Origin of the sequence: Comamonas sp. Z1 (genome assembly GCF_008121555.1) — a bacterium.
Classification (GTDB): domain Bacteria; phylum Pseudomonadota; class Gammaproteobacteria; order Burkholderiales; family Burkholderiaceae_C; genus Comamonas; species Comamonas thiooxydans.
The window spans coordinates 90,761-116,856 of sequence record NZ_VOQT01000013.1 but is presented as its reverse complement, the minus strand read 5'-3'; the positions used below and the strand labels follow the sequence as shown (position 1 = coordinate 116,856).

At 53.2% G+C, this 26,096-nt stretch carries 30 protein-coding genes; 23 read left to right on the top strand and 7 right to left on the bottom strand.

Annotated features, from left to right (window positions below; genetic code table 11):
- The 12 genes from FSY45_RS20270 (at position 1) to FSY45_RS20215 (ending at position 11,353) form a co-directional block, all read left to right on the top strand.
- Complete coding sequence (locus FSY45_RS20270; RefSeq protein WP_148748326.1) at positions 1 to 441, top strand: hypothetical protein; 441 nt, start codon at positions 1 to 3, stop codon at positions 439 to 441.
- 50 nt (positions 442 to 491) lie between these two features.
- The gene (locus FSY45_RS20265) at positions 492 to 974 is read left to right on the top strand and encodes a hypothetical protein (protein WP_034367536.1); all 483 of its coding nucleotides are present in this window, start codon (positions 492 to 494) and stop codon (positions 972 to 974) included.
- A 144-nt stretch (positions 975 to 1,118) separates the two neighbouring features.
- A complete protein-coding gene (locus FSY45_RS20260) occupies positions 1,119 to 2,153 on the top strand; it encodes a chromosome partitioning protein ParB (RefSeq protein ID WP_148748325.1) in 1,035 nt (344 codons plus the stop codon).
- An 83-nt stretch (positions 2,154 to 2,236) separates the two neighbouring features.
- Positions 2,237 to 3,064 (top strand): ParA family protein, encoded by an 828-nt coding sequence (locus FSY45_RS20255; RefSeq protein ID WP_046462401.1) that lies wholly within the window; start codon positions 2,237 to 2,239, stop codon positions 3,062 to 3,064.
- Entirely contained in the window at positions 3,061 to 4,239 is a 1,179-nt protein-coding gene (locus FSY45_RS20250) for a ParB/RepB/Spo0J family partition protein (protein ID WP_148748324.1), read from the top strand. The genes FSY45_RS20255 and FSY45_RS20250 overlap by 4 nt, the downstream gene beginning before the upstream one ends.
- 9 nt (positions 4,240 to 4,248) lie before the next feature.
- Positions 4,249 to 4,521, top strand: a complete 273-nt coding sequence (locus FSY45_RS20245) for a helix-turn-helix domain-containing protein (protein ID WP_034367538.1) — start codon at positions 4,249 to 4,251, stop codon at positions 4,519 to 4,521.
- Between the two features lie 157 nt (positions 4,522 to 4,678).
- Positions 4,679 to 5,149: a hypothetical protein gene (locus tag FSY45_RS20240; RefSeq protein WP_131367707.1), complete on the top strand. Its 471-nt coding sequence runs from the start codon at positions 4,679 to 4,681 to the stop codon at positions 5,147 to 5,149.
- 1,685 nt (positions 5,150 to 6,834) lie between these two features.
- Positions 6,835 to 8,292, top strand: coding sequence for a replication initiation protein (locus tag FSY45_RS20235; RefSeq protein ID WP_034396707.1), 1,458 nt, complete (start codon positions 6,835 to 6,837; stop codon positions 8,290 to 8,292).
- A 62-nt stretch (positions 8,293 to 8,354) separates the two neighbouring features.
- A complete protein-coding gene (locus FSY45_RS20230; RefSeq protein WP_052052891.1) occupies positions 8,355 to 8,879 on the top strand; it encodes a hypothetical protein in 525 nt (174 codons plus the stop codon).
- The gene (locus FSY45_RS20225; RefSeq protein WP_131367706.1) at positions 8,860 to 9,195 is read left to right on the top strand and encodes a hypothetical protein; all 336 of its coding nucleotides are present in this window, start codon (positions 8,860 to 8,862) and stop codon (positions 9,193 to 9,195) included. Before FSY45_RS20230 ends, FSY45_RS20225 begins: the two co-directional genes overlap by 20 nt.
- A gap of 289 nt (positions 9,196 to 9,484) precedes the next feature.
- Entirely contained in the window at positions 9,485 to 9,799 is a 315-nt protein-coding gene (locus tag FSY45_RS20220; protein WP_148748323.1) for a hypothetical protein, read from the top strand.
- A gap of 93 nt (positions 9,800 to 9,892) precedes the next feature.
- On the top strand, positions 9,893 to 11,353 hold the full coding sequence (locus FSY45_RS20215) for a DNA cytosine methyltransferase (protein ID WP_059441751.1): 1,461 nt from the start codon (positions 9,893 to 9,895) through the stop codon (positions 11,351 to 11,353).
- Positions 11,354 to 11,367: 14 nt separating this feature from the next.
- Here FSY45_RS20215 and FSY45_RS20210 read toward each other — a convergent pair whose 3' ends face one another.
- Positions 11,368 to 12,129, bottom strand: coding sequence for a hypothetical protein (locus tag FSY45_RS20210; RefSeq protein WP_131667157.1), 762 nt, complete (start codon positions 12,127 to 12,129; stop codon positions 11,368 to 11,370).
- Between the two features lie 80 nt (positions 12,130 to 12,209).
- Between FSY45_RS20210 and FSY45_RS20205 the strand changes: the two genes are divergently transcribed.
- From FSY45_RS20205 to FSY45_RS20195, 3 genes are read left to right on the top strand one after another with little or no spacing between them, the layout of a single operon-like run.
- A complete protein-coding gene (locus tag FSY45_RS20205; RefSeq protein ID WP_034396700.1) occupies positions 12,210 to 12,791 on the top strand; it encodes a hypothetical protein in 582 nt (193 codons plus the stop codon).
- A gap of 2 nt (positions 12,792 to 12,793) precedes the next feature.
- Positions 12,794 to 13,522, top strand: a complete 729-nt coding sequence (locus FSY45_RS20200) for a hypothetical protein (protein WP_148748322.1) — start codon at positions 12,794 to 12,796, stop codon at positions 13,520 to 13,522.
- An 11-nt stretch (positions 13,523 to 13,533) separates the two neighbouring features.
- Positions 13,534 to 14,133 carry a transcriptional regulator gene (locus FSY45_RS20195; RefSeq protein WP_148748321.1) on the top strand — a complete coding sequence of 200 codons (600 nt, stop codon included), beginning with the start codon at positions 13,534 to 13,536 and terminating at the stop codon, positions 14,131 to 14,133.
- 149 nt (positions 14,134 to 14,282) lie between these two features.
- Here FSY45_RS20195 and FSY45_RS20190 read toward each other — a convergent pair whose 3' ends face one another.
- On the bottom strand, positions 14,283 to 14,753 hold the full coding sequence (locus FSY45_RS20190) for an SWIB/MDM2 domain-containing protein (protein WP_148748320.1): 471 nt from the start codon (positions 14,751 to 14,753) through the stop codon (positions 14,283 to 14,285).
- Positions 14,754 to 14,883: 130 nt separating this feature from the next.
- On the opposite strand from FSY45_RS20190, the gene FSY45_RS20185 reads away from it, so the two are divergent.
- Positions 14,884 to 15,216 carry a hypothetical protein gene (locus FSY45_RS20185; protein ID WP_034367562.1) on the top strand — a complete coding sequence of 111 codons (333 nt, stop codon included), beginning with the start codon at positions 14,884 to 14,886 and terminating at the stop codon, positions 15,214 to 15,216.
- A 95-nt stretch (positions 15,217 to 15,311) separates the two neighbouring features.
- On the opposite strand, the gene FSY45_RS20180 is transcribed toward FSY45_RS20185, so the two are convergent.
- From FSY45_RS20180 to FSY45_RS20170, 3 genes are all read right to left on the bottom strand, one after another.
- Positions 15,312 to 16,622: a Y-family DNA polymerase gene (locus tag FSY45_RS20180; protein WP_148748319.1), complete on the bottom strand. Its 1,311-nt coding sequence runs from the start codon at positions 16,620 to 16,622 to the stop codon at positions 15,312 to 15,314.
- Between the two features lie 7 nt (positions 16,623 to 16,629).
- Positions 16,630 to 17,085, bottom strand: coding sequence for a LexA family transcriptional regulator (locus tag FSY45_RS20175; protein ID WP_148748318.1), 456 nt, complete (start codon positions 17,083 to 17,085; stop codon positions 16,630 to 16,632).
- A gap of 131 nt (positions 17,086 to 17,216) precedes the next feature.
- Positions 17,217 to 17,504 (bottom strand): hypothetical protein, encoded by a 288-nt coding sequence (locus FSY45_RS20170; protein WP_148748317.1) that lies wholly within the window; start codon positions 17,502 to 17,504, stop codon positions 17,217 to 17,219.
- A 398-nt stretch (positions 17,505 to 17,902) separates the two neighbouring features.
- On the opposite strand from FSY45_RS20170, the gene FSY45_RS20165 reads away from it, so the two are divergent.
- The 6 genes from FSY45_RS20165 to FSY45_RS20140 all read left to right on the top strand — a co-directional run bounded on the left by FSY45_RS20165 (position 17,903) and on the right by FSY45_RS20140 (position 23,892).
- Positions 17,903 to 18,205: a hypothetical protein gene (locus FSY45_RS20165; RefSeq protein ID WP_148748316.1), complete on the top strand. Its 303-nt coding sequence runs from the start codon at positions 17,903 to 17,905 to the stop codon at positions 18,203 to 18,205.
- Between the two features lie 175 nt (positions 18,206 to 18,380).
- On the top strand, positions 18,381 to 20,099 hold the full coding sequence (locus FSY45_RS20160) for a hypothetical protein (protein WP_148748315.1): 1,719 nt from the start codon (positions 18,381 to 18,383) through the stop codon (positions 20,097 to 20,099).
- Between the two features lie 561 nt (positions 20,100 to 20,660).
- Positions 20,661 to 21,647 (top strand): hypothetical protein, encoded by a 987-nt coding sequence (locus FSY45_RS20155; protein WP_148748314.1) that lies wholly within the window; start codon positions 20,661 to 20,663, stop codon positions 21,645 to 21,647.
- Between the two features lie 76 nt (positions 21,648 to 21,723).
- Positions 21,724 to 22,185 carry a hypothetical protein gene (locus tag FSY45_RS20150; protein WP_052084781.1) on the top strand — a complete coding sequence of 154 codons (462 nt, stop codon included), beginning with the start codon at positions 21,724 to 21,726 and terminating at the stop codon, positions 22,183 to 22,185.
- A 96-nt stretch (positions 22,186 to 22,281) separates the two neighbouring features.
- Entirely contained in the window at positions 22,282 to 22,581 is a 300-nt protein-coding gene (locus tag FSY45_RS20145) for a hypothetical protein (RefSeq protein ID WP_148748313.1), read from the top strand.
- Between the two features lie 72 nt (positions 22,582 to 22,653).
- Complete coding sequence (locus FSY45_RS20140; RefSeq protein WP_148748312.1) at positions 22,654 to 23,892, top strand: hypothetical protein; 1,239 nt, start codon at positions 22,654 to 22,656, stop codon at positions 23,890 to 23,892.
- A gap of 133 nt (positions 23,893 to 24,025) precedes the next feature.
- Here the strand turns inward: FSY45_RS20140 and FSY45_RS20135 are convergent, their stop codons facing one another.
- Together FSY45_RS20135 and FSY45_RS20130 are read right to left on the bottom strand one after the other, a co-directional pair.
- Positions 24,026 to 24,499, bottom strand: coding sequence for a hypothetical protein (locus tag FSY45_RS20135; protein WP_148748311.1), 474 nt, complete (start codon positions 24,497 to 24,499; stop codon positions 24,026 to 24,028).
- Positions 24,500 to 24,720: 221 nt separating this feature from the next.
- A complete protein-coding gene (locus tag FSY45_RS20130) occupies positions 24,721 to 25,488 on the bottom strand; it encodes an abortive infection family protein (RefSeq protein ID WP_187427585.1) in 768 nt (255 codons plus the stop codon).
- A gap of 88 nt (positions 25,489 to 25,576) precedes the next feature.
- On the opposite strand from FSY45_RS20130, the gene FSY45_RS20125 reads away from it, so the two are divergent.
- A complete protein-coding gene (locus tag FSY45_RS20125) occupies positions 25,577 to 26,068 on the top strand; it encodes a hypothetical protein (RefSeq protein WP_148748310.1) in 492 nt (163 codons plus the stop codon).
- Positions 26,069 to 26,096 lie beyond the last annotated feature (28 nt).

Sequence of the window (26,096 nt, the reverse complement as noted above, 5' to 3'; positions counted from 1 at the left end):
ATGAACATGAATGCCCCTGGCGTAATCGCCTTTGCGAATGCACCCAAGAAACCCAAGCTTCAGCTCAAGAAGGCTGTCTTGGAATACGTCGAAGGATTGGCCCTGGATCTTGGCGAAATGCTGATGCTTGAAGTTCTGGAGCCAGCCGACCGTAAGGCGCTCCAGGACGCACAGCGAGTTTGTCTCAAGCTGACATTGCAAAAGCGCCTGCAAGGTGTTGACTCGTTCGTATGGGAGCAATTGCAGGCTGCGATGAAGGACGACTATAAAAAGGACGCCTGGGCATTCGAAGAAGAAGCACTTCTACTGACTGCGATGGGTTCCATCTGTGCACCTGAGATCGACATCGCCTTGCTTTCAAAGCGCATGAATAGATCCCCTTACTCTGTCGCGCTCAAAGCCTTGGAATTGGGCTATCTGCGCGCTCCTTCTTCCGACTGAAGACCTCGGCCACTATCGCAGTGGCTGAGCCTCCCACTCAAGGAGTCACCATGTCACGTATTAAAAATGCTCTGGTCCGCGCCCTGAAGGCTACGGCGGGTGATCTGGATGAAATCGTCAAAATAGACGGCCTAACCAAGCAGGAGCGTTTCGTCTTGCATTCGGCTCGGGAGATTTGTGAGCGCCTCATGACGGAACAGATACGAAGCCGCGTATCCAGCCCCCCTACCCCGTCCCAGGCCGAACGACATCACTCTGACAAGCCAAAGCCACCCCAGCAGTTGCCACGAAGTCAGAAAGGCAAGCCAGCTGAGCACAATCACCAGAAGCAATTCGCCAACCACGGCAAGCCCTGGTTGCCCAATGAGGTGGGAATCATCCAAAATGCTATCACCCTGGCCAGGGCTAAGGCGGTGGAGATCGATGTGCATCACCTCTCTACACAACTAGGACGTTCGCCCTACTCTGTCGCGTCGAAGTTGGTACAGCACGGGTTCCTCAATGAAGATTGGGCGCAACAATTTCGCAAATAGCGCAAAGATCACAACACAGACTCAATGACTAGATAGACTGCATAGCAAGGCTTTTCGCATGCGAAAAAATCGGTAGCTGAATTCCTTGCATTTTTCTTGATCGCAGTACCATAAATTAAGTCTGTCAATTGGAGGGATACAACCATGTCTACTGCAGCACCCAAGAAACCCAAGAAACAACCTCACCCCGACACCATCAATTCGCTCAAGGCACTGGAAAAGAGCCTCCCTCTTGAAGAGATGTCGCGCACCGATGGCTTCCTGCTTCATCACTCTTTGGTGGTCCCTCAACCAGGGTTCAATGCTCGCACCGCCTTCATGGACGAGGATGAGTACTTTGCAATGCCCGAGAACGCGGCCCGCGTTCGGATGTTTGCGGATGCCTATAAGGAAGGCAAGTACGTCCCGAACATCCTGGTGAAGGTCATTGGCGGCGTTGCCTATATCCGTGATGGCTACACACGCAAGCGCGGCTTGAATTTGGCCATTGCCGAAGGGGCGCTGATACAGAAGATTTTCGTCACTGAGATGAAGGGTGACGATGCTGAGCAGGCTTTGGTTGTCATCAACGGCAACAACGGCGCTCCTGTATCTGTTTTGTCCTGTGCGGTGCAATATCAGCTTCTTGAAAGCTGGGGCTGGAGCATTGCAGAGATGGCCAGACGCTCCAACGTGACTCCAGAAGCTGTTCGTTTCGCACTCTCGCTGTTGGATCTGCCTTTGCCTGTCAAAGTGATGATCCAGAAAAATGAAGTCTCTGCGACAACGGCTTTGGAGCAGTTCAACGAGCATGGAAATGACGTTGTAGAGATCCTGGCCGAAGCAGTCAAAACGGCTAAGGCGGCGCTGCCTGTGAAAGCTGCAGACGATTCCAAAAGTGGCGAGGGGGAGGGTGCCAACCCAGCGAAGAAAAAGCGCGCGCTTGTGACGAAGAAGCACCTGAAAGCGACTGCCGCCCCCAAGATGAACAAAAAGATGGTGACGGCCATGCACACCAGCCTCTCGGGCCTCACCAGCCGCCTGGATAGCATCACACCATCGGATGATGGACAGGCGTTCCTCATGAAGCTGACCAGCGAAGATGTTGCTTTGCTGCGCGAACTGGCAGGAAAGCTGCCGCAGCTCACGCCCAAAGGCGAAGAAAAGAATGAAAATCAGGAAGAACTCAGTCTGGAATGAGCCAGTAGGCCCAGACTTCCCCCAGCTTTTTTCGCATGCGAAAAAGACTGGACATAACACTCAAGAGGCCACCGGGCGATCTAATGAACAAAGTCATCAAGCGCAAACACAAGGGTAAAGCCAAGGTCGTCAGCTTCTCCAACCAGAAGGGTGGGGTGGGGAAGTCAACGGTGTGCATCCAGACTGCCTTCTATCTCGCTATCAAAGAACAAGCAAAGACTCTTGTGCTGGACTTCGATGCCCAGGGCAACACATCCTCCCGACTTGTTCCACATGAAACAAATTCTGAGGGTGAGCTGGTCCCCGTTTACAGCGGTACTCGTGTGGTGGATTTGTTTAAAAAGGACATCGGCCCCATCGAAGTCATTCACTGCCCATGCGGTGTAGACCTCATTCACACACTAAAGAACGACCACGATCTCAGTGAGATCGAAACCGGCCTCACGCTTGTAGACGCACTGAACCCGCGCGAGAATTTGCGTGAACTCATACAGCAGTACGACTATGTTTTGATCGACTGCCCGCCTAGCCTCGGCCGCAAGCTTTATGCTGCCCTCGCCATGAGCACCCATGTCGTAGCACCCGTCAAGCTGTCTGGTTTTGCTTACGATGGTCTAGAGGGCCTGCTGAGAACGTTGATCGGTGTTCAGCACTCTACGAATCCCGATCTTGAGATCTTGGGCGTCTTCATCAACGACCGCACGTCTTCGCTCAGCCATGAGCGTGCTGAAGAGAAGATACGCGCGGCTATCCCGGATCTCGTGTTCAAAAATACCATCAGAAACCGTCCCCCCCTGGATACAGCAACATCTGATGGGGTCCCGATCTGGACGCTCCCTTACGCTCACGTTGCCGCCAAAGAAGTGCTGGCCGTGATTAAAGAGCTGCTGTCGAAAGTGAACAAGAAATGAAGAACATCACCTCATTAACCGAACTGGCCGCTGTTGCTACGCGCGGCATTCAACAAGAGGACGGCAAACCTCTGTCCGTGGACATTGACGATATCGTCTCCAAGGCCCAGGTGCGCAAGCGCTTCAAGAACCTGGAAGAGCTTGCTGAAAGTCTCAAACTTGATGGCCAGATCAATGCCATCAACGTTGCTCCCAAGAACAAGGATGGCAAGTATGTGATCCTCAAAGGTGAGCGTCGCTGGCGAGCAGGCAAAATTGCCAAGCTCAAACAGATGAAGATCGTCATCGATACGCGGATGCAGGATGATCTGGACCGCACTGCGGAAGAGCTGGCAGAGAACATCCAACGTGAAAACCTCACGCCTTTTGAAATCGCTGATGGACTGAGCCAGTTCAAGGAAGCAGGGTGGACCAATGGCCAGATCTCCAAACGTGTGTCTAAAACTCCAGCGTTTGTATCTTTGTACCTGTCTCTGCTGAGCATACCCAGCTTCATTCGCGCGCTGAACGATGAGGACGTCACGAACGATGCCGAGACGCTGTACAACCTGAGTCGCATTCATGATCTGGCTCCGCAAAGAGCCATCGAGATTGTTGCCCTGGCCAAGGAAGAAAAGAGCCTATCTCGCACTGCCACCCGTGCCATCTTGAAAGAGCTGACCGCTGATGATGGGAAGGAACGTGGCAAGCGTGGACCTCAAGCCAAGGAGAGCAAGATAAAGCCCAACAGCAGCGACGACAGCAAGTCCGCAGCGGATAAGGCTCTCAATGCCAGCCAGGGCAAGCCTGATGCATCAAGCGCTTCCAGCGAGTCAGGCTCAACGGCCAGCTCTCAAGAGAGCACTGCCAAAGAGCTGGACAAGTCTGCAAAGATGAACAGTCCAGCAGCGCAAGATGCTGAGACGCAAACTACCGTGGCCAGCAAGCCCAACGATGCTCACAAGAAGCCAAGTCAACCAAGTGTTCAGAAGAATGTGAGCTTCAAAGCTGTCACACCAGGACAGATCATCCTGGCAGTTTCAGTCTCCATTGACGGCGTTGTTACAAATGCCGTGGTCATGAATGACCGGATTTCTCTTAAAGATGGCAGCGTTTGGGTGAAAACAGATGCTGGAAATGTAACTGAGGTGCTGGCCGAACAGATTACACTCCGGGGGGTTCAAGCAACCGACTAACTGTGGCTCATGACCATCTCGCGCGACACGAAGCGTAAATTCGATCTCATCAATGCGCTGTGTTCGCACGAGAAGCCTACCTTGCATGTTCTCCAAGAGACGACAAGCATCCCTTTGCAGACAATCAAACGCCAAATTGGCTTCCTACGGTCTGACTTTGGCATGCAGGTACGGTATGTCCGTGTCTCTGGGGGCGATAGAGGCTCCAACGGGTACTACACCATCGATGACTGGGGCATCATCGACATGAAGAACTTCCTGAAGCACTATGGAAAGTTCTGACGGAACACTCTTCCGCCAAGGATGTCCTACAAACCTGCGTATCTCCACGCAGGTTTTTTTTTGACAGAACTGGCATTGAATGAGGGCTGGCGCATGCCAGGTTGCATTTCTGGGAAGCAGGGTAGGGTAGTGCACTACCCCAAAGAAGAGCATCACCATGAAATTCAAACGAATGGAACGTTTTGAGCGCGCGGCTTGGACACAGCGCGGACTCGCCATGGCCACCTCAAAGCCAGCACGTTTGGCAAAGAAGCTCCAAGAGAAATATCCGCTTATTTCAGATCAACTCCCAGCTCCGAAGCCATTTGACGCAGATGCAGAGCTGTCACGCCGTCAATCTCTGCTCGACAGCACAGAGGCGCGGCAGCGCGCGCATGAAGCTCGCTGCTGGCGCAAAGCTCGGGGAAATTTCTTCCGCGCTACTCCTGATCAGCAGGAAGCCATTCGTAGCACCTGGAAGGGCTGGAGAGGCCCGCTGACGGCTTTCTACTTCGGCTATGTGGTGGACGTAGCCACAGGCGAATATGAAGCACGCTGCCAGCGCGCACGAGACAAAGAACGGGCAAGGTCCATGGAGATCAGAGCTAGGGAGCGTCAAGCTCAGACCCTGCAGCTCCAGTTCGCCTGAAGCATGTGAAAGGCTGTGAGGATCGACATCGAGCACATCACCCCAAAAATACCCCATGGATTTCGCTCTTCACGGAGCCGGTGAGGGGCAACCTCTGGTTGACCCAAAAACCCCCCCAAAAATTGTCCGAATAGCCCATTTTGGGCAACCATGTCGGGCATGTGACACTCTCAACCCCAAAAACCCCCCCGAAATTTTGACCGATAGGTTTGCCGGGAGCCAGCAGAGGAGAGGCAGTGATCAGCACCCGCTTTCCACCCCCTATTTTTGTCCAATTAAGGCAATGCGCCTGTTTCACCCTTATCAAAAGCTCATTTTGAGTAGCTTTTCCCCGTTCTAGATCTCAGCTAATCCGTTGGAAAGGGAAAAAAACTGTCCAAACGTACCAATTGAGGGGGGGTGAAGGGCATACCTGTTCAGCTCAGAACCGCACATACCAATTGAGGGGTGTTAAGGCCGATTTTTTCCCAGTGGAAGTGCTCAACGTACCAACTGAGGGGGGTTGAGGCCAATTTTTTTCCTAAAAGCACTCTGCACGCCTATGCGATAGCTCACCACTAGCTCAGATGGGCATAGCCATCAGGCCACAGTTAAGCACCTCAACGTGCCGCCTCAGAGCAGAAGGCGTTGTACCAATCCAGGGGGGATAAACAGATTTTTTGGCGCGATAGCGAAAAAGCACACGTACCAACTGAAGGGGGGATACGTACCAAATGAGGGGGGATGAACACTGAAATTTGCTTGATAGTGCTCCAGAAAATGGAGCACCAAACTGTGAATAACAGGGGCTATCGAGCAAATTTGGGTGACACCAATGATCCCAAATTAAGGTGTGTAAGAGCCCAAATCGGGGGTGACACCCTACCAACCAGCGGATGTTATCGAACCAATGGACGGGGCCTACCGTACCAATACGGGGGTGTTATGCCTCTGCAACCCATTGTCAACAAACAGCTTTTCGCTCTCTTTATTGTAGTTAGCGTATTAAAGTTTTTATTGTTTTTAACGGTGCGCTTTCGCGGTTTACAAAGGCAAAAAAATGCGGGACTCCCTGGGGTTCTTAAAACGTTGCAGCGGTAGAGCACAGAAGAAAATTTTTCCCGATAGCTAACCAATGCAGCGACGATTCACGGAGTCAGACAGAAGACGTTCCACACGCACAAAACCACTTGGCTAGATCAGGAACCAAAAAAAGGGGTCTACCGTACCAATTGAAGGGTGCTAACGAGCAATTTTTCTGTATGGCGGAGGGGGCCATACCTCTGAAATAGTCGCTGCTGAAAAGCTATCGAGACAAAATTCGTACTGGGTGCGGTTTTTTGCTCTTTACGCTAAAAATTTCCCAATACAAGGGAGCTATCAGCACAAATTAAGGCTTGCAACGTACCAACTGAGGGGTGTTGAAGTACCAATACCCGGCATTCTTCGTACCAATCAAAGGGTGTCATTGCTCTATAAGTTGTTGATAACAAACAACTTAATTAAGTCCTTATAGTATCTATGCCTCTAGGTATCTATGTTTTTACGGTGCGCGCGATGAGCAAGTGCACACCTATTGCAATCCTGCAAAAAAATGAATAAATTCCGGGGTGATAATCCGTTGGCAATCAATAAATTTTTCTCAAATCGGCTCCAGGATCAGGAAAATTCCTTGTCTTGGTTAGGGCAACAAAAAGGGCGAAGCCATGGCCAAAGACGTTGAAGCAGAAGAATTCAATCTGCCGATGACCGATGCTGACCGGCAAATTGGCCTGTCTGGCTTCCCTGACCCCGAACCTGATTCGAAAAAGCGATTTCGCCGCGTCAACGTCAGAGCAGCAAAAGCTCGGCCTGAGTCCATCAGGAAGAACTATCCGCTCATCCATTCGTTGACTGCAACATTGCAGACAAATCATCAGCAGAAGCTGATGAACATGATCATCAAGTGCGTCCAGACGCAAGAGCGCGATGCTGATGGTTTTTGGTCGATGCCATTTTCGGATTTGAAGGTTGCACTCAACCTCAACACCAACAATCGCACCCACATCTCTGCAGTCGCAAATTCGATGCAGGAGATCAAGATGCACTTCGACATGGCGTCGAAGGATCTGAAGAATCCCAAGCTGGTGTGGATTGTGTTCGTGCCGACCATCCTGTACGAGTCAGGCGAAGTGCGCTTCAAGATCAACAGCGATGTTGAGCATCTTTTTTCTAAAGACCATCGATACGCGTTGCTCGAAGAGCGCGAGATGGCCGCTCTCAAGCTTCAGTGCTCGGTACGGCTGTACGAACTCGTCTGCCAGGATGCTGGTATCCAGCACTCCGCACTGATGCCATGGGAAATGCTGCGAGGCCTGATCATGGCCAAGGACATTCCGAAGAAGGCCGAGACATGGAGCGGCTTCAGCGAGCGATATTTGATTCCATCGATCCATGAGGTTTCGATGCAGACCCGGTTCAACGTTGAGCTGGATGTCATCAAGCGGGGCAAATTCGTTCATCAGGTCCGTCTGCTGATCAAGCTGAAAAACAACCGGCAAGAAGTTCTCTCTGGCATCAGCGAAACACCTGCGCATGCTCAGATGCGTGGCTTCCTTGAAGGCTGGCCTCTCCCTAACGGTGACATCCTCAGCCTTTTCGGTAAGTACTCCATCGAGGACATACAAAACGCATACGCCCACACGCTGTACCGCTCGAAGTTTGAAAAGTACCAGCTCAAGCACCCACACAAGTATTTCTTGCGTAGCTTGGAGCACAAGTATTTCAAGGACTACCCCGATTGCGCGAAGGTGATGGGGCTTATCTTCGTCTCGGCTGTTCGCAACGAAGTTGATGACGTAGTGCCTGATGCCCGCAGGTCTAATGTCGAAGACACAGTGACGATTGAAGATATCGATAGGCGAGTCATGCTGCGTCGGCAAACCGAGCTACAAGGGATGGTTGATGGCATGCCTGCAGAGCAGCGCCATGCTCTGTTCTCCAAGTACAACGACACGCTGAAGGATGATCGATTCAAGCTCAACATCGGACGGCGCAACCGTGCCGGAAGCATGTCGATGTTCAGGCACTGGTACGGCGAAACGGTCTATGGTGCCATTTCTGCCGAAGAGCGTGAGTTGGCAAAGCAAGCGATCCTAGCTGAGGCCGTGGCGACTACCTACTGAGTTTGGTCTTGCATTTTTAACGATGCCGGTACTCTGGTTGTCAGTCACAACAGGAGTCCAGCATGTTTCAGACCGCCGATCTATTTGGGTTTGTCGCACCAGCAATTCAGCCAGGTGCGAAGGCAAGTGCCAAGGCCAAGCCCTTCATCATCGACATCAATGCCAAAGCACCGATTCCTGCTGCTGTCCGTGCACAGCTGAAAAGGGATGCACAAAACGTGCGCGCCTGCGCTGAGCGCAAAGGCCTGAGCATGGACCACTGGGAAGAAATGGATGAGGTAGACCATGCGAAAAATCACTTTGAGCTGGGATGCTGGCTGTACTTCTATCAACGGTCTTTCTATGACCTGAGCAAAGACAATATCAATGAGCGCGTGCAGTGCATGCTGCGCCTGTTCTTGAATGGATTCACTAACCCCGGCTATAGCTTCTACACGGTCTTCGATTTCGGTGAGCGCCAATTCGATTCGATCATGGAGATGGGAGACAGCGAGCGTGTGAAGGCAGAGATGCAAAAGGCTTTGCCCCTGGACAAGACAGGCAAAATTGCAGCTGCGTTCAGCTACCATGGCTGGTCCACAAATTGAAAAAGGTGAGGGGATGAAGCAGGCGATTTTCACCATTTTTGAAGATGCTCCGGGCTACTGGTTCGTGCCATACGAACAAGAAGCTGCAGCGAAGGCAAACCCCGAAAAGTTTCGGCAGGATGTCTACCAAACCAAGATCGCAGCCTGCCGCGCTACTCTTGCTTTGGCCAAGGAAGTTGGTGCAACTGAGCTTCATCTGCACGGGTTTGGTTCAACCACAACAATCAAGAAAGAAGCCGCTGCACAGGGCATCAAGCCCATGGTCTACTGGCCAGCAGCTTCTACGAAAATTGCTCCGTTTGCACGAGGAAAGTAAGGCGACTTTTTCGCATGCGAAAAACTTCGACAGTGGAGAATGTTTCGCGTCGGTTGATCGACGACTTATTCCCAGAAACCTTACCTAAGCGCACGAAGCCTCGCGTGTTGATGCATGTCAGCGATGCTGGCCAAGTGGATTCCGGCAAGCCGGAGGACATAGGCAAGCCGCTGTGCAAGATGGTCTGCAGACGCTGCGGTGCTGAGAGCGATTACATGATCTTCGGGACCATCACAGCGGCAAAACGCGGCATCCCATGCAAAGCATGCAATAAGCTAGGAAGTACGTCATGAAGGAACTGACAGCCCAAGCTGTTTTCGATGAGGCTTTCAAGCCTGGGCGCGCCCCACGCAGCGAGGCATACAAGCAAGGTGTACTGGCATCTCTTCGTGTTCGTATTGACAGGTTGCCGACGGTGCCATGCCCGTATGTGGTCGGCACTGCTGATTCAGATGCCTTCTTCGCAGGAGTCGAGGAAGGGCGTGATCTATCACCTGAAGACGGTCAACCTGGACTGCTCGATGTCTATGCTTATCTGGATGAAATAGAGCAGGGGGAAAACAGCTCTGTTCAAGAAGCGATCCCAAAGAACATCCCGCGATAGCTGAGTGCTACCCGCTTTTGTATTGGCGAATGGGTAGCGCTTGCATTTTTCAGGGCTATGAAAGACTGATTGCATCGTTTCAAGGACTTCCCCATGAGCATGCACACAGTCACAACTCGCAAACTCAGTGAGCGCGATGGATCGCCTCGTCTTTGGCTTGAGGGCAAGCGACTTCTCAACTCGGGCTTTGAGCCTGGACATCAGTTTGTTGTTGAACCCTATGGCCTCGGTGTCGTGCTTAAACTTCAAGTGCAGGGCACGAACAAAGTCGCTCGCCGTGAGCGTAAAAAAGACGGTCGTATTGATTCCATCATCGATGTCCGAGACTCCACGGCCCTGGCTCCGCTGATGGGGTGCAAGGCCATCCGCGTGGTCTTCGGTGAACGTCAAGTCTTTGTCTCTCCTATGGCCTCGGAGCTGCGTTTGATTCGCCGCGTCAAGCGTTTGATGGAGCGCTTGAAGGCGGGCAAGAGTCTCGCCACTGCGGGGGTAGCCAGCGGCGGTGGGGTTCTGGACCACGCGTTACATGCGGGCCTGCGCAAGGCCGGTATCAAGGCGCATCTGCACGCCTTCAATGAGATCCGCGAAGACCTCACAGAACAAGCGTTGGAACACAACGAATTACTCAATGACTCCACCATCGTATTGAACCTTCCTTTGCAGGAGCTGGCTTTCGATGAAATGGTGATGGACCGCATAGGTGAGGTTGACGTTGTTTGCATGGGCCTTCCGTGTTCTGGGGCCTCCAAAGCGGGCCGAGCAAAGCGACGTACAGATATGCCTGAAGCGCACCCGGAGGTCGGGCATCTGGTCGCAGGCGCAGTTGCGTTGCTGGCCAAGCTAAACGCATCTGTCTGTATCTTTGAGAATGTGATCCCCTGGGGCAATTCGGCCAGCGCGTGCATTCTTCGTCAACAACTGCGCGATATGGCCTATGAGACGCATGAGCGCGTTCTGAGCGGACCGGAATTCGGTGATTTGGAGGCCCGTGAGCGTTTTTACATGGTGGCTGTATCACGCGGGATGGACTTTGATTTTGATGCCATGGCCAGCAAGCCCGCGTGCTCGTCGCGCACCCTGGCAGATGTATTGGAGCCAGAAGAAGTCGTGAAGGACCGTTGGTCAACGATGGACGGACTCAAAGCCAAGCAAGAGCGCGACAAAGAGGCGGGGAAGAATTTCATGATGCGCGTCTTCAAGGCCGAAGATACGTTCATTGGTGGGTTGACTAAGGGCATCACAAAAAACCGCAGCACCGACCCGAAAATTCAGCACCCTACGAACCCTGAGTTGCTGCGCGTGCCTACAGCCATAGAGCATGCAGCGTGCAAAGGAATTCCTAAGCATTTGATTGAAGGCCTGCCCCAGACCAAGGCCAATGAGTTGCTGGGACAAAGCGTCACTTACGGTGCGGCTTCATCGCTCGGTGAGCATGCTGGGCTTGAGATCTTGCGTTGGGCTAATTCGTTTGGTCACTGCGTCAAGACCGCACTGCAGCAGCTGCGCAAGACTGTGCCCGTGGGGCAAAGTGAATTGTTCAGCGCTGCAGCGTGAGTGCGTTGCATCCATCAAAGATGCGGGTGGTACTGTCTGGCCATCTGGCGTGCCTGTGCGAAGCCTCGACACACAGATTCACAAACTGGTTTCTGAGCGCGAAGAAACATGAGGGCAGGGCCAATGCTGGGAACTTCAATTCCGTCGCGGGTGGAATTGAGATGGCCGAGATGGCTGGGCAGGTAGTCTTGCCATCCCACAAATTCTGGATACGGGATCAGGTGATGGCTTCCGCTGTCTCTCGATTGCACGCGCAGCCAGCTGCTCCCGTCCGCCATTTGTATGAACAGGACAGAGCGAAGTGGATCAACCCATGGCCAGGGCGGCAGTGCATTGCGCAGAGCCTCCCCAACGACCAGCTTTGGTGGCATGGCAGCTGGGGTAGGCCTGGACGGTGGAGAGTTGGTAGGGCGAGCTTTTGCAGCAAGTGCTTGGGACATGGCCAGTGCCTGCAGAGCCTCACTGGCCAGCTGGGCTTCGTATTCATTTTTCAAGCGTGCAAGAAGCTCGTGGGTATTGCTGATCAGGATCTGGCGCTCTTCCTCAGTCAGCTCTCGGCCATTGCCAGACGATACGGAATAGGCAGGCTGGCTCAAGTCGATACCTGCAGCATAGCCATCCTTGGTAATGCATGTAGACCCAATGAGCTTGATGTCACCAGCATCGTCCACCACGTAGATGCGCTTGTGGATCGGGTGATTGCAGTTGGGGAACATGCAGCGAACCCGGTTCTCTTGATTGACAGAGACGATGGCTAAAAGTCGGCGTTGATTCATGGTTCCCCCCATACACTGCTGGTGCCCAATCATCAGGCGCTGGCTGCTGGGATTGTCACAAAGAAACGGAGAGGAATGAAATGATCGAACGGGACAAGCTACCCGAGCAAGAGACGATGGTTGGCTTCATGGAGGAAAACGATGTGCAGGGTGTTTATTACGGCCTGCAACTTGCAGAGCGCGCATACGGAGGCGGTGTGCGCGCTGGTATCGATGCCCTGGTTCACAAGCCCAAGGAATTTGATGCGGCGGTCGCAAAGTACCTGAGACAGCCCAATCGACAGGTTCAAATGCACACTGCCATCTTTGGTGGCGGCGGCCTGCTTTTCGGAGCGTTAGCTGCTATTGATCTGATCAATGGGAGCGAAGATATCTTTCTGACCGTTTTCAAGGCTGCGATTGCTGTATTTGGGGTGCTTGCAGCTCTGCATGAGAGGATGAAGAGGGCTGTCATGGCCAAGATGATTGATTCGATCAGTGCGGCCTTAGACTCCACACCCGCAAGTTTGAATCGTGAAAGATATTCGGCGTTCTTGCATGAAAATCCCCAGCTCAAGGCTTTCGCTGAAAGGCTCAACCAAGCCAACGAACTTCCAACGTTGCGTGATCTGGTTGCGCTGAAGTTTCATGAGATTGACCTGTTGGGAGCAGTGAGCAGCTGAGCATGTCCAAGCAGTACGAAAAGCACAAATTGAGCCGTTGGGTTCGGGAGGACGATATTGGTCGCGTCACTGCTTGGCTGCGTGCCTTTCGCGCGGCGCTTGAACAGTTGGGCCTTCCCGGTGCGACGATTCGCTACGGTGACAAACGGACATTGCAGGAGTGGATTCGGCAGGACGGCTCACTCGTACTGGAGCGGGCCGACAACATCGTTCCACTGGCAACTAAGACCGCGAACTTGGTTCCGCAGGTAGTAGTGCATTTGCAAGTTCTCTTGCCTGCAGACGCACAGAGTTTTGGCATTTCGCAGGTTGTGCTTGATAAGCTGGTGTCCACGTTCAATGCGTTCATCGACCACAAGCCTAAGGCTCATACACCGGCCCAGGCCCAGGCTCCTGCCGTGACGATTGTGGAGTTCTTGGCCCACCTCCACGCAGTGATGCAAGCGCTCCCGAATCAAGGTAAGGATTGGGAGTTGTTCAGTATTCATGCCAGGGAGACGGTTGCTCGAATTGGAAAAGTGAAGCCGAATGTCGAGCAATTGCAGTTCGCAGAAAGTCTCTTTGAGCATCTGATCTACCGTCAGAAGAAGTTGGTCATTTCCTACCAGCGCTTCTTGCACTCAGGGCAAGTGCGAATCACCCAGAGGAATGGGGTGTTCGACTGGAGTGATGTACACATAGCCTGCAGGCTCTATGCAAGGGCTATGGGCATTAGGGACTTTGTATGGTGAGGGACGTTGGGATGGGTTCAGATTTCAAGCAGCTGCTGGCCAGCATTGACAAAGACCAATTGGCCAAGATTATCGACCGACAGACTGCTCAAAGTTGTGGCCTGACATTGGATGAATACGAAGCTTTGATGGCTTACAACAAATCGCTGCAGGAAGAGGGCGCGTTGTACCTCGGGAAGCCGGTATGCGAGTGGCCCGCGCTTGTTTTCAACTGGGACTATTCGCAAGCTGGACAGCACTTCGCAATGGATGGAGTGACTGCGCAAGCGATGCTTGAGATGTACCCAAATGGCCTGCGCTTGGGCCACATGCCGCTGCGCGAGTTCGATCAAAATCTGGCCCGTTACTGTCGCCGCGACTCTGAAAAAGAGCTGTGGTCACTCGGCTCTGATTGGCGATTGGCCCAGGTGATAGCTCATCTGCGCCGTGGGATGCCGATGACCCCGCCGCTTGTGATTCGCGTTAAAGATGAAGCTTTTTTCAGCGGTGGCAATCATCGCTATGCCGCAGCAAAGGCCGTGGGCTTAGCCGTAATTCCGTTCTATGTGAACGAAGACGATGTGGCCGAGATTGAAGAGATCTTGAATGTGACCTGGGGGCAACCGCGTTGAGTATGGGTGCTGGCCTTAATTGACCATCATGCAGATACGCAATGACCGGCCTGCTTGTACTGCACCACCGACAACAATCGCCCCGAAGCGGGTATCTATCTAGGATGGTTCTGGGATTCTCTGCTTGCCGCCTTTTTTCGGTCGTTGCCTTACTGGAGCTTGCTTAGGACCAGTTTGGGTAAGGCGAATAGACTCACTTTGGGGACGCCGAGAGCTGCTTCCAGGATGCTATCGCACAGGATGATGCGTTGAGCTTGAGGATCATGAAGCGCATTCGCCTCGATGTAGGCGTAGACCCTGCGCACCGCCTCAGCATGACTGATTCGTTCGTGACCAATTATGAGAGCGATGGATTGGGACGGTGAAAGCATTTTTTCTGGTTTTTCTGGTTCTGCTGGAGAGGGCAGCTCATCGTCATCTGCATCCAGGGAACTATCAAGGTTCTCGCATGGCGGTTTCCCACAGCGCTCACACTTTTCCCAGGATTCGCTCGTCGGACTGACGCGAACCCGCCAGTCCATATGACTTTCAAAGCACCCACGGCAGAGGACTGTAGACCAGTGCCATGGGCCATCCAGTGCGCCATCGTCATCGTAGAAATCACAGACTAGGTTGCTCATTTCTTGGCCTTCCTTTTGCGTGGTTCGTATTTGGAGCGTGGACTTGCCCAAAACGGGTCGCGCAGCATTGAAGAGTACAGCCTCGACGCTTCTAAGGTTCGGATTCCTTCACAGACTTTCACAGGAAATCATGAGCTGCATTCCAAATCGAACCTCGCCCAACACTGAAAAGAGGATTGGCGCGAACGGCGGCAAGTACCAGGCACGCTTCAAAAATGCTGATGGTTCTTGGACTCCATGGTGGAACCTTGGCGGGGGATTGAATGCGTCGGATGTCGAGGTGAAGCTGGTGGAAGCTGCTGAGCAGCCGGTGGGGCCAATGTGGAATGCGTTGCTTAACTATGTTCTGGAGAATCAGAGCGAAGATCCCATGGCGCTGCTTCGTTTGTGGCGCGAAGGTTCGTTCGACGTTATTCGCAAAGAGTGGCCGGATGCGCCGAAAGAAATCTACCCAACGGCATAAATTCGTTGGGAGTAGCCGGTCAGGTGTGTGGTCCTGGCTCTTCCGCCGGGAACTCACACCTTTTTGTCAAAAGAACTCTCTAGCTCTCCAAGCTGTCACGCCCTGGCAATTGGCGCATCCTGGAGATTCGTCGTGTAGTGCGGGGTTCTAAGCTCTTGCCTGCTGTAGCTCTTCACTGTGGTGCTGCCTGTGCGCAAGCAATTTCGGCCATAGCGCTCATTGACGGCATCGACGGCCAGCATCAGGGCATGTTCTTTAGACGACAGCGGCCCCTCGTTTGTCACGTCCGCACAATCATCAAACAACAATTGGCCTTGGGCCATGGCCTCTTCGCGCGAGCTGATGTCCATCAGCATGACGCCTACCTTCACGATGTCATAGCCAGTTTCAAAGATGCTCCGCATTCCAGCTGCTGCGGCAGTACAAAGCTTGCGGGAGTCGTCAGTCGCTCTGGCTAGGGGTACTACACGAGAGCGTGCGAATCTCGGGCCATCACGGAAGGGGCTACTCATCGCAAAAACGGAAACCGCCTTGCTCACGGAGCCTTGCTGGCGCAGCTTGCGCGCAGCATTGGTTGCGAACAGACTGGCCAGCTGCTGCAACTCCTGGCAGGACTCCACCGGCTTGGCAAGGGAGCGGGAGCACATGATCTGTTGGCGCGTGCTAGAGCCTTCGACATCGATGCAAGCAATGCCATTCAGCTCGCGCACGGTGCGCTCCATATTGACCCCCCACCTTGCACGTACAGTGCCCGCATCCATGTTGGCCAGATCCAATGCCGTGAGAATGCCGCCGTCGATCAGCTGCGCGGAGTAGCGTCGTCCTATACCCCACACCTCGTTGACGGGCGTATTCGCCATGCAGTCCTGCAGTAGGGAGGGCGCACACTGGCCAAGGTTGCATACATGGGCCAGTTCTGCGGGGTAGGTGCCTGGTCTACGAAACGCTTGCTTGGAAATATGGCTGGCCAGCTTCGCAAGCGTGAGCGTTTTTCCAATGCCCCCACCCATAGGCAAGCCTAGCCATTGGCCAACACGCTCTCGCATGCGCCAGACCCGCTCTGTATGGTCCCCGCGCATGTCTCCCAGGTAACTGAATGACTCATCGACGGAGTAAGGCTTTGTGTGCTCAGCAAGGCCTGCAAGCAGGCTGTGCATGCGTGTTGAATAGTCGGAATACAGCGTGAAGTTCGCGGACAGCCCCATTAAGCCTTTCAACTCGCGCAGATCCTTGAGCTTGAACCACGGCTCTCCCATCTTGACCCCCAGGGCACGCGCCAGCTCGGATCGAGCCACAACAGCTCCATCGTTTGCTGAAAGGATCACATAGGGGTGTGAGCGCAGCGCAGGCCGCATGTCCCCCTCTACGGATGCGTAAAAGTTGTGAGCGTCTAAAAGGGCGAACATAGGGCACCTATGAGGGCCGGATATTGAAGCCGGGAAGCGCGTGCAAGCCAGTGCGTGCAACGCCGAAGATCTCCAGCGTCTGTCCTTCGCGGGGAACCATCTTTGGGTAGGTGGGGTTCGCGGCTTCGAGGTAGAAGCAGCCGCGCTTTCGGAGGTACTTGATTGTGAAATCCTGGTCCCAGACTGCGACAACGATATGACCCGGTTCCGGGCGTATAGCGCGGTCTACAAGTACATAGTCCTGATCATGCAAGCCGGCCAGCACCATCGAGTCACCAGAGACTCGGAAGTAAAACGTCGCCTGTGGATGAGGAATCAGTAGCTTGCTGATATCAATTGGGGACTGGGAAAAGTCCTCGGCAGGGCTAGGAAATCCAGCTCTGACAGCGCCTGAGACGCCGATCAACCAGCATGGTCTGGCGTCGATTGGCAGTGGCTGTAGGGGAAGAGGTTGGGGCTGCATGTCGGTTTTGCGGTGTACTGTATATATATACAGTTTAGCAAAATGCGTGACTCAGCAAAAAGGCCATGGTCACAAGCCAGCTTTCCTGGCTGTGAGCATGGCCCGAGTTTTCGCGCGGCTTGCGGTGGTTCTCAGTGCAGCGTGTAGTCGGTGTTTTGTTGCTCTTGCACCAGGGACCATGCTGCACGGTAGACCGCTTCCTGGGCAACACCGTTTTGGCGCATGGGTTCAGCAGTGGTGGCCACTGCCAGCAATTCGTCGTGCGAGAACTCGCGGCTGACCTGATCTTTCTTGCTGGAATACATAACGGAGATGGCCACGGCAGTCACGCGCTTCAGAGCCAGTGTGAGCTTGTTGTTCATCAGCTCCAGCTGCTGCAGTTGATCGGACTGGCTTTCAAAGACTTGATTCAAGGTCATTGCGGATTGTTCGTTACGGACCAAGCTGCACAGATCGCTACTGTTGAGTTGACGCAAGGCCAGTTCGAGGGCGGTCAGTTCAGCGGTGGTTTGGTTTTGCATTGTTGAGTACCTGGAAAAGTGTCGTTCTTCGTGGCCCGTATCGGCCTCACATAAACACCATAGCCGGAGCCTCAGGAATGCAAGCTTCTGCCCAAACTGGCCCAATGCGAGTACTGAGCTGTACGGGGTGGCACAGGCATACTTGGCAAATCTAATTTGTTCCCCCTGGGAGCGAAAGGTGAGGTAGCTGGCCTCCACAAACAAACAGCTTCTTATTGGCCGCAAGGTCTTTTTCAAACCCGGATGGGCCTCTGTTGCCCTTGGGCCGGGGTCTGTCCATTTCATACGGAGTGGATATGTCGATACACGTACAACCTCAACCGCTGCAGGCCTGGGCCGTTTCCTTCACCAGTTTGGAAGGGGAGAGTGCCAAGGTTCCAACCAAGGCCAGCTACAAGGGGACCGTGCCACCTTCAAAGGATGGCGTCTATCTTGTCAATGGAAAGTTCTCGCGCTTTCTGAGCGGGTTGTGGCGAGTCCCGAGTTCTGATGTGGCCAAGGCCGCGCAAGAGGTTCGGTTTGATGCTTTCTCAAGCCCTGAGTTTCGTTTTGCGCAGCGATATCGCTGGACAGAAATCGAAGAGTGCCTGCTTGCCTGAAAAGGCATTCGGCTAGGACACAGGCAATCAATTGCCTTCACCGACTGGGTAGGGTCAACCAACCTTGATTGATCCCTATCCAACCCTTTGAGTCCGCATAGCGGTCTTTTTCAACCCCCTGGGGCGATTCAGCCCCTGTGGGGGAGATCGCCCTGATTTGTTTCAGGAGATCAAAATGAAAACGCTAGACCTTTTCCATGAGACAGCAAGTGATGTCGGGTCCACCACGGCGCTTGTTAGCGTGAGGCTGGAGTCAGCTGAGGATCGCGCTCGTCGTATCGTCTCGGACATCATGAAAGCTCGGCACATCTGTGTCGGTGCTTTCTCTGCAGGTAAAGACAGCTCGGTCCTGGCCAGCGTCATTTTGCTGACGGGTGCCGAGCTGAAAACGCAGGGCTATGAGGTGCCACCCATCGTCATCGTTCACAGTCAGACTGGCATTGAAAACCCAGTGGTTGCAAGGCTGGCGCTGGCTGAGCTTAAAAAGATGGAGCTGTTTGCGCAGCGTCACCAGCTCGATCTTCGGGTGTTGCTTGGTTATCCAGATCTGAACGACTCTTTCCCTGTCCGAGTGATTGGCGGGCGGGCGCTACCTGCATTCGCCTCAAGTCGCCCGGATTGCTCAACTGATCTGAAGGTCAAGGTGAACACTAAGCTGCTCAACCAGCTGATGCGCTCAGCACCGAATCTCGGTGATTGGAAAGCACCTGTGGTCATGACTGGTGTGCGCCAGAACGAATCTGCAGCGCGCGATAAGCGTATTGAAGAGCGTCAGGAGTCTGCCGAAGGGATCTGGGTGAATGATCAAGGTCATCTTCGCGCGTCACCAATATTGCTTCACACCGTCGATGACGTTTGGGAGCATCTGGGGATGTGTGCAGCTGGTGTGTATGACAGCTATAGCGATTTCTCCGACACCATGGAGCTTTACAAGGCTGCAGGAGGTTCGTCGTGTGTGATCGTTGCCGACATGAAAATGTCGGGAAGTAGCAAACCGTGCGGAGCGCGCACAGGATGCTGGGCATGCACTCGCATCGGACCGCATGACAGATCAGCAGAGCAGATGATTGATTCTGACCTGGTGCGCTACGGGTTCATGAAACCCTTGAACCGGCTACGCAACTGGATTGCCAACACTCAGTATGACTGGAGCATGCGGCAGTTTGTGGGCCGCTCGATTGCCAGTGATGGCTACATCGAGATCGGCGCAGACACATACTCGCCAGACACCCTGAAAAAGCTCTTGGTCTACACCCTGACTGCCGAAAGAAAGTCCGGTGTGCAAATCATCAGCATTCAACAGCTTATTGCCATAGATGCTCGTTGGTCTTTGTACGCAATCGCCCCTCCTTTCAGCGCTTTGAAGATCTATCTGGATCTTCAGAACAATGATGGATGGGAGGAAGCGCCGGTAGTACCAGTCTTCCCCAAAACGGACGTACCCAAAGTGGGCCGCATTCATGTGGGCGATGATTGGTACAAGGTCACAGGCATCAAAAGCGCAGTCGGTCTGCGTGATGTGGGCCTGGAGATGTTTGCGGACTCGTGCAACGTGGGCCTCAAATCCCTTTCCAACGGTGCATTGGTGTGTGACTACGAAGAGGCGGATGCTTTCTCGGTAGACGCTGTGGGAGCAGCAGACTTTTTGGAGTTCCTGGCCGAAGACTACATTGCGAGCTATTGCGATCCGTCTTGCAGCGACTGGACTTATGGCTTCAAGACCTATTTGCGCATGGGCACAATTTCTCTCGCCACTGGCCAAAGCCGGATGACCGATGAGATCTTGCGTCGCTCGCAATGGCGACAGGAGCATGAACTGCATGGCCAGCGCGCCTGGTTGGACCTGGAGCACAGATGCGACCAGCTCCATACAGCGCAAATTGCCTTGCTGTGACAGCAAAAAGCCCAGCTCGATCCTTACAGGGATTGGCTGGGCTTTTTTTATTCTGGCAATGAGCTACGGTGCTTTGTCGTGACGAAACACCGCCCAGATTGGGCCAATGCGCAGAGGCCGAAGACCATGCGGTAGGGGCATACTGGGCAGATTGATTTTGTTCCTTTCGGAACGAAAACGTGAGGTAGCTGGCCTCCGCAAACAAACAGCTTTTTGGCAGGCCTCGCGGCCTTTTCTAACCCAGATGGGCGACAGCTGCCCTGAAGGGTGCTGCGCGCATCTTCAACCCGCGAAAGAAGATGATCGCCAGTGAGCATTCTTTTCACAAACCACCCGATAAGGGATGGACCCATCAAGCTGTGGAAGCCGTAGCCAAGCCCACCGAGGCCTGGGACGCGTTCCTCGTTTCTCAATGAATAGGCTCCTCAGGAGTCTGACCTAGTAGCGACTGCAAATGTGTAGTCGCTGAATCTGTTCTTTCCCAACTTTCTTCAACCCTATGGGGCGCTGTCTTGCCCTATGGGGCGCGGTGCCCTTTCACTTCCCCACGAAAGGAATCCCATGTCCAAGCACTTCATCAAACAAACGAGCGTCAATGGTGTTGAACTGGTTCTGGAATGCGGTTACGACCGCCCAACGGAATCGTTCTTTGCCAACATCAGCTCTGAGGGTGATGTCTACTACACCTCACTTGCAGAGTTCGGGCCGAAAGACTCGGGCTGGCTGCTCACGGTGACTGCGAAGCACGGTCTGGTTCTCCCTCCGAGAATGATGGAAACCCTGGCCATGGAAGCAATGTTCGGCGGTAGCAATGCTGTCGTCGAGCATGATGCTTACACACTGACGAATGCCGACAAGCTGCTGCTGTTGCTGGGCTTCCGTCAGCAGATGCCTTCCATGTTGCCTGTTGGTAGCCCGGTATGGGTTTGGTACACAGACAACGAAGAAGGCCTGGGTGAATATGCATTGTTGCAATGCAAGGACTATCAAGCCTTTGTGCCTCGTTTGCTGTGCGATGTCCTGCCACAAGAGCAGGGCTGGCCGGTGCTCGATGAACAGGACTTGCTCAAGCACCTTGAAGTGATGCAAGTGCGTCTTTTGAAGGGCGCATATCAGGAGCATCCAGGCGAAAGCGTGAACGCGGTACTGCACCGCATTCTCGGGTTCGTGCCCGCAATACTGACCCTCGAATCCAAGTTGCATGTTCTCTACTCCGAACAGGAGTTTGAGCACGAAAAGCTGGGGTTCTGGGAAGGCGATTGCTGGGGGGCTTTCTCCACTGCGAAGGTCTACGAGCAGTGCGATGAGCCTGCTAAGGATGGCGAGCACTTCATCTCTGTAAGCAAGGCCTATGCCCTGCTGAGCGGTGAGCTGGTCAAGATCCAGACTTCTGGTGTCAAAAGCATCAGCGATGACGATCTCTGCGCCTCATGCGGCCACTGCAACTATTGCCCAGGCGATATGAGCAGTTGCAGCAAGGGCTGGCCTGGATATCAGGATAAGGATGGCTATGTGAAGGTGTGCTTTGCATCTGATGTAGCAGTCTGAAGCGAAAGCTTTTTGTTTAACCCGGAAGGGCGTTGTCGCCCTCCGGGCCGCGCCTTTCCAATTTAGGAGATTGGAAATGAACGCATTTAGCAACGAACCCCAAACCATCACTGTGATTGCAAAGCTCATCGTGACTACACCAGCAGGCGCGGCTTTTGAAAATCGCTTCAAGAACCAGGCTGATACGGTGGAATGGATGAAGGCTTGTTTGAACTGCAATGCCAACCACGCAAAGGTTGATATTGAGCCACTGTGCGCAAGTGACGACCCCGCTTTTCAAGCGCAGATTTCTGCACTGAAGGAAGTGACCGACACATTGAACACTGGACTGGGATCTGAGGACCAGGAAGAAGACCCCACGCCGGAACAGCTTGCCGCCCTCTCACGCTTTGCGAAGCGTGCTGGCGCTGACTGGAAAGGCCGACTGTCAGCCGCTTGGACTTCGGGAAAGGATGCGACGATGCCGGATGGGCATCTGTTGCGTCAACTGCGCAATCGTCTTGGCCCTGAATGGCTTATGAGTTTTACGCTGCCATAAGGCGGCGGGGTTCATAGGTCAAGAAGGTGAAGATATCTTTAAACCCGGAGGGGCCTTGCCCTTCCGGGGCATGCTCATCCTCAAATGGAATCTGGCATGTCTGATATGTCTGTTCAAACGTCAACTGCGGTTGCACAGTCCCTAGAAATGGTCCTTCAGCGGATTGACGAAATCTCTGCACTAGGCGAAGCGCGAAAGCGTGACGCTAGTGATTGGTTTGTCGCTTTGCATGGTGGAGCTACTGTCGATTTCCTCACTCAAGAGGAATTGGCTGAGATGCACACCTTGAAAATGAAGCTGCCGACCTTTACCCAACTGCGTCTAGAAGCGAGTGAACGCCTGAAAGCCCGCATTGCATCCCGCAAGCGCGGCCCCAAGGCCAACTCTGTTGTTTGACGATATTTAGAAACCCAGACGGGCACATGCAGCCCAAGGGCCTGTGTCTGTCTCTACCAATAGGAGATAGAAATGAACCAAAAAGCCTTCACCGTGGATGAATACCATGACACGCTTGGACAGACTGAGCGACCAATTTTTGATGTGTCTGTGTCAGGATTTATCGTGCCAGCTCATCCTGAGCTTGGTGCATTCCAACGTAGCTACAAAGATGCGGTCTGTGCTCTAGCTAAGAGCCGTGGTATCAGTCTTTCAGAGATACAGACCTGTGCGGCTGAGCAAGAAAAGTCGAAGGTGGAATCCTTCATGGATCTGCTCAAGAAAGCTGATTCAGTAGAACTCAGCTGCAGCCCACTGCTGTCGGGTTGGTCCACTGACTCAGTGAAAGGGGTTCCCTCAAATGAAATAGTCAGCTTTGCGTGGGTGGATGAGGAATCCGCAACCTACCAGCTGGCGCTGACAGAAGAGGGAGTTGCCAATGGCAAATGGATTGGGGATAAATTTGTCTGTGAGGACAGTGAAGGCGACGAAGTTCAGATCACTCTGAATGTCCACATCGCAATCACTTTTCACACGACTTCTATTCAAGCACCTGTCATCCAAGCTACTGCTGTTCAGGAGCAAGGAAAAGTGGAAGGACGGTTTTCTCTTAGCGATTTGTATGCGAAATGGGATGCTCTCGGAGATGTGCCGATAGATGGTGATGACTGCATTGAAGAGGTCTTTTTGGACTTTCGTGTGGGTACCCATCGGGAAGGCATCTGGCAATGGTTTGAGCGTCAACATCCACTATTCATTGTGGGGGATGTGATGCAAGGCATTCGCCATCAGGACGACGGAAAGGTTCAGTTGCTGCAGTCGTATGGCTACTTCGCTGGAGCGCGCGATCCTAAGGTCAAGCCGGAGTTCTCTGGACGATATATGGTGCGCGATACGGAAGATGATGCAGATGGCTTCTGCATCGTTGGCGATGACCTCGGTGCCCTTGTGCGTGAAGCGATTGGGTGTCTGGAAATAGCGTCCTCACCGGAGCGCGGAAACGTGCAGAACGTAAGCATTATCAAGGTTGTTGTTGCATGCAGAAATGCAAGTGGCAGTAGCGATATGCCCGTCTTTGATGTTGCTGCAACCCAAGATCAAATTGACCTTGGCGAGCATTACGATCTGGCTGAAAAGATGGCCTCCGAGGCGGGCTATGAAGCACCGTTTGTGTGCTTTGATCCCCAGGAGGTTCCGGCATTGAAACGTGCTCTTGAGGCGTATGGAAACCACGCTGAAAAAGCTCATGATGACGTAACCCCAGGCATGTAATTGCCACTCCTAACAAGCCCAGCTCGATCTTCGGATTGACTGGGCTTTTTTCATTGGTGCTCTGGGCTGCACATTCCTTGGGTGTCACGCGACCACGGAAAGATGGGCAACACGTAGTTGCCCAAGTGTCCGCTCAGGTGGTTAGGACACAGTCCCACTTCAGCCCTTGCTTCCGAGCTTCTTCCCCCGCACGAGTGAACTTCTTACGCAGGCGTAGCTTTTGTTGCCCTGACATTGGGCGCGAGTCATGAATTGCAGCAGCCAAGTCGGAGTACGTAACATGGGCCACGCCGTTTGCGGATTTGGCGGCAGCAGATTCGACCATCAGCATCAGCCCGACCGTGGGGAGAGAGGGAGAATCCTCGGTTTCCGTCGAAAGCTTCAACTGCGGATCTCGGTGCTGATTCGCATCACTCAGCGCGTCAGGTGTTGTAGATGGGCGCACATCCTTCAAGGTACGTTGAGCATGCGCGTAGTTGGCGAATCCGGCGCGCATTGCTGCCTGGTCAAGCGCAGCGAAGTGCTTGATCCCGGCGTCTTTCTTGATGGCTTTTGCGAGGCGCTTGATGCTTTCAAGCGTATTGAGCGATGTGGTCTCAGTGGGCATGGAACTCTCCTGTTTGAGGGAAAGAATCGTCTCTCGACCACCGTTCTTCAAACACGAAAGTGCCTGCGGACTTGAGGGCAGTGCTGGGTGGCTTTGCAGTGTCGAGAGGCGGGTTCCTGCCAGAACCGCTGACCCGGATTATCCTCGGATTTCTAACCATAGCGCTACTGGCCTGGATTTCAAGCTTCCTCGCATGGCAGGACACTTACGCAAAGAACGCTTCAACTCGATGGCCTAAGCTTCTGGTTCAGGTAGTGAAACATCGTTCGGACGGCGTTAACGACCAAAGCAGCCTCCGGCGTACCGACAATGCTCTCGTTGGGGTGAGCGATGCTGCCGTGGTTACGCAGGGTATTGATGGCATCGAGAACGGCTGCGAAGGGGGCCAAAATTTTCCCTATATCACCATCGTGATTCCCGAGTGATTGCAGCGCAGGATGTTGCGCACGCAATGCCTTGTAGGCCACGGTCAAGGTTGCACCGTCTGGGAGTTCGATTCCGCTTTCTTGGCACATGGTTTTTAGGTATCCATGCATAGCGGTATGGAGACGGTCAATAGTGCTAGGTGCCCCAGAGGTTGCAAGCAAATTATCCGCATCGGCCAAAGCAAGACGAACAGCCTCTGATGCAGAAATATGTTGCGCCACGGGGGGAACATGCCCTGCTTGGTAGCCCATCGAGATCAGCTTTCCCGGTTGATCTCGCTCCAGGTGGGGACGAATTTTTGGATGTTGGATAACCGCAACCAAGGCTTGAATGTCCTGCCGTGAGAAATGCTCAAGCACCGCAAATACATGATTGCTGTAGTCAGCATCATTCCAGGACAGACTACGCAGAAGGCGCGGATGCTTGGTGATGTAGTCCTGAAACCCCGTCTCATAGCCAATCTCACGCCAATCGGCTGCAGTAAATTCGGTCAATATTGCCCGCTGCATTGCAAGCAGCAATGGCCCGCGCCAAGCCGAATCATCCAACAAATCATGGTTCATAGTGCCTCCCTGAAAGGAGCAATCTAACCTAGATTGGGCGAGTCCTCTAGAATGAGTTCATACAGCTTGATTCCTAATGGGAGGGTGTATGAAAAATGTACTTTATGCCATCACGGGGGTCTTGTTCGCCGTTAGTGCAGGCGCAAGCCCAGCTGATAGTGTTCCGATCGTGTGCGAAAAAGTAGCAGAGCCAAGTTTTGGTGGCTACACGCTATACAAAAAGCAGCCAAAAACTGCTGAAGAACACGCAATGAACATAGTCACTGGTAATGGAGTAGCAGCGCTACTAATTGATAAGCCAAGGCGTATTACTTACGTTTTAAAAGAGGCTGTTAATAGGATTGAAAACACAGATGGAACGACTCAGTTTGGTGGAGCAAATATTGAAATTAATAGCCTTCATGTCAAAGCCGTAAGTCCTAGCCAAGTTCTTGAAATAAACAGGACCACGGGTGAAATGATCCATACATTTATCCTTTCGGACGAAGCAATAGCTTTATGGAAAGACAAGCATGGAGGGACTCCGCCAAAGTATGGAACTTGGCGTTATCTATGCAAAAAATCTACCCCTGCTTTTTAGTGCGAGCACTTCATGAAAAGACAGCATC